This window comes from Prevotella sp. AM42-24, assembly GCF_003461825.1.
In the GTDB taxonomy this organism is placed as follows: domain Bacteria; phylum Bacteroidota; class Bacteroidia; order Bacteroidales; family Bacteroidaceae; genus Prevotella; species Prevotella hominis.
The window spans coordinates 67,506-71,238 of the sequence record NZ_QTXV01000013.1 but is presented as its reverse complement, the minus strand read 5'-3'; the positions used below and the strand labels follow the sequence as shown (position 1 = coordinate 71,238).

Annotated in this window: 2 protein-coding genes and 1 pseudogene; all 3 read right to left on the bottom strand. The window is 40.8% G+C overall.

Translation table 11 applies throughout. The annotated features are described in order from the left end of the window. Positions 1 to 42: 42 nt before the first annotated feature. A pseudogene (locus tag DW917_RS17705) lies at positions 43 to 1,661 on the bottom strand (RHS repeat-associated core domain-containing protein). A gap of 53 nt (positions 1,662 to 1,714) precedes the next feature. Next, positions 1,715 to 2,059: a hypothetical protein gene (locus tag DW917_RS06330; protein WP_118117186.1), complete on the bottom strand. Its 345-nt coding sequence runs from the start codon at positions 2,057 to 2,059 to the stop codon at positions 1,715 to 1,717. A 5-nt stretch (positions 2,060 to 2,064) separates the two neighbouring features. Continuing rightward, a partial coding sequence (locus DW917_RS17700; RefSeq protein ID WP_305000146.1) for an RHS repeat domain-containing protein occupies positions 2,065 to 3,733 on the bottom strand: 1,669 nt, incomplete at its 5' end.

Sequence of the window (3,733 nt, the reverse complement as noted above, 5' to 3'; positions counted from 1 at the left end):
AAACAATACTAAGAATAAAAGATGCCTCATATTTATAATAATTTATTGTGGGAAACCATGAAAGGAGTCTATGTACATACGTTGGTATAACTCATTTTTAGCTTTTATCTCATCTTTCATTAATTCAATGTCAGTTCTATAAAAATTTTGGATGCTATGCCCTAGAAGCGCCCTTCTATTGAATCTATAGTGTGGAAGACCATTAGCACGGAGCCCAAATGCCCGCTGAACCGTATTAAGTTCATCATTCCAGTTTATATAAGCATCAATTTTTGTAGACTTTCTATTGAAAATAGTAAATGGACTTACCCATGCAGCATTAAATGTCATGGCACTACGTCCTGTTTTATATGCATTAGCTGCTGCTAACCCCCCACCTAAACTGTGCCCCGTAAATGTAAGTTCGGAGTTTCTACCAATCGCTTGAGAAATCTTTTTCGCATTTTCCATGGAAATATCATACTGCTCTGATTTCCCGATAATCTGCTTTATATTATTTTTCCAATCGTTCATTTCAGTAAAATCTGTTCCTGCAGTAGCATAAACATATTCAGTCTTCCCTTTATAAGTCCTTTCGTATATTGCAGACTTAAAACCAGAATCTTTATCTCTCAAAGTAATACCACTAATTGTCTTATTTAGTTTCGATAGATGCCAACCACCTGTCAAGGTTACTTTCTCTTTACCATAAACATGTGCAGAAATTCTAGCAGCCTCTTCTTCTGACGGTCTTTCTCCATTAGGGTCTATCAGTTTAATGGGATTCCCAAAACAATATGAATAAGAACCATCTTTTGGCATTTTTTCTATTTGTGGATCCACTCCATACCAAATGCTTGCCACAGGATTCAAGTACCTTGCACCGTAATAGTATAAGCCTGTCTCTTCATCGAACTGTTTGCCGTTGAACTTATACGGCAGGTCTTCGGAGCTGCTATGCTCGTCAACTAACAGCTCACCATAAGGCAGGTAGGCATCATACTGAGTGATATTGGCTTTATCGTCTGTGATGTAAGACGTTGAGCCGAGGTGGTCACTGTGATAGAAGAAGGTTTCTTCTTTCGTAGTGTCATTAGGGATGTAGCCATAACCAGCTTGTGGGTCATCAGGGTTACTCGGGTCGTTCCAGCTTACAGGTGGACCGGGGTTAGTATTCGGTGTGGTGTTGGGGCGTGGAGTCTGAATCCAACCCTGTGGCACGTCATGATTACCGAGTGTGTCAATGATAGAGTTATATCCTCGTTTTGTATTCTCTGGGTCACCATACGCACCCTTCATTGTAGGTACACCAGGAGCAATGCCCTGCTGCTTATAATAAGCCTCTTTCTGCTTCTGAATCTGATTCATGCGTTCAGCATAGTCCTGCTGACCAGCTTTACGTATGAGCCGTTGCGTCCGTAAACGTTGTTAAACAGGCCTGTTCCAATCCTTGAAGCAACTCGTTTGTCACCAAGAAAGTAATGCTTTGTGAAGCGGTTCTTGTTGACAGAGAGGATACTTGCAGGATAAAGCGTGAAGTTGTCCGTCTCGTGGAAGGTGATGCCTTGTGGCGCACCATTGATATACACACCCTCCATCATACCGTAACTCTTCATGATACGTTCACCGGCAGCGTTGTAAGTATAACGACTCGTCTTGCCATTATCAAAGAGTACCATCAAGCGGTTTTCTTTTTAAAACCATAAAATCACATTTTGTATTATACAGGTCCTCCTTAAGGAATATCTTCTATTTTAACAGTGCATTTATAAAAAAGTAAATCTACATATTGACCATCTAATGTGTTCACCGTTAAATACAATTTTTTATCTGCAATATGCATATCTAAAATCATGCTTATGATTCCAACATGATCTTCTAAATCTTTATATTGGTTATCCACAGATAATTTACTTTTTGCATACTCCCAATTCTCAATAATAAGTTGGCATTCCTTTTCTACAAACCTCCCATTATCATAATAGGACGCAAAATAAACTACAATTTTTTGACCATCAATATCATAATAAAACCCAGTGGCGACCTCATCATCAAATGAGAATAATAAATTCTTTTCCATATAAATTATTTTATTTTAATATGGGCTGCAGGTGATCTATAATCAACAGAATGTAAATTTACATCATAAGTATTTTTATTACCTCTCCCATAATTTATGTGCATATGATTATATTCTGTTCCATGCTGGGGAGGGTCAAGTCGTATTTTAATACCTCCTCGCTCCATATGTATCATGCCTTTCCCATCATAAACTTTTTTAAACCCTAAACGCCGAAGATCACGAACGATTTGATCTCTATCTAGCCTATCGACTCCTTTTAACCATTTCTTGAATATAGGCAGACTTGATCCCAAAGATCCATTTTGATTAATGTTTTGATTTTTCTTTGATAGTGTAGGCCTTAAGGAACCTCTTTTGGAAACTTTCCCACTTCCTCCACTGAAAAGATTCTTTATTCTAGAGAAAGTGGAGCGAGCAATTGAACCTACACGGACAGATGACAAACCGCCAATAAGAAGAGTTTCTATGGTATAATCTGGTTCAAGAGGCTTCTCGCCAACCATTTGTCCTCCCCGATATATTATGCCTCCTATTTCATACGTAGGAGCATTCAGAGGATTAAATTGATTTGAATTATTATTTACTTTTCTTTTCGGTTTTTTAGGGGCTAGCCCAAAGTCATCTATTTGAACAACAGGATTTCCTTCACAATACACAACACCACCTATATATGGATATTTCTCACTTAGCGGATCCATCCCATACCAAATACTTGCCATAGGATTCATGTACCTTGCACCATAATAGTACAAGCCTGTCTCTTCATCGAACTGTTTGCCGTTGAACTTATATGGTAGTTCTTCACTGCTACTATGTTCATCCACTAACAGCTCACCGTACGGCAGGTACGCATCGAACTGTGTGATATTGGCTTTGGCATCGGTAATATAAGAGGTACTGCCAAGGTGATCACTGTGATAGAAGAACGTTTCCTCTTTTGTAGTGTCATTAGGGATGTAGCCATAACCAGCCTGCGGGGCATCAGGGCTGCTCGGATCATTCCAGCTTACAGGTGGACCGGGGTTGGTATTCGGTGTGGTGTTAGGGCGTGGAGTCTGAATCCAACCCTGTGGCACATCATGGTTACCGAGTTCTGTGAGGACGGCATTATAACCAACACCCGTGTTCTCCGGGTCGCCGTACGCACCTTTTTCTGTCGGTACACCTGGTGCAATGCCCTGCTGCTTATAGTATGCTTCCTTCTGCTTCTGAATCTGATTCATACGTTCAGCATAGTCCTGCTGACCAGCTGTTACGTATGAACCGTTGCGTCCGTAAACGTTGTTAAACAATCCTGTACCGATACGGCTGGCGATTCGTTTGTCACCAAGGAAGTAATGCTTTGTAAAACGATTCTTGTTAATGCTGATTATTGAGGCAGGATAAAGCGTGAAGTTGTCCGTCTCGTGGAAAGTAATACCCTGTGGTGCACCATTGATATACACACCATCCATCGTACCGTAACTCTTCATGATGCGTTCGCCAGCAGCGTTGTAAGTATAACGACTCGTCTTGCCATTATCAGAGAGTACCATCAGGCGGTTGTCTTCATCCCAGTACATCTCACGGGTAGTGTTCGTAGAGTCGTTCGTTACCAGAGTTGGATTACCGTTGGCATCATAGGTGTAATGGTCGTGACCAATCTGCGTTGGAGCCGTCGGGTGGTTACTT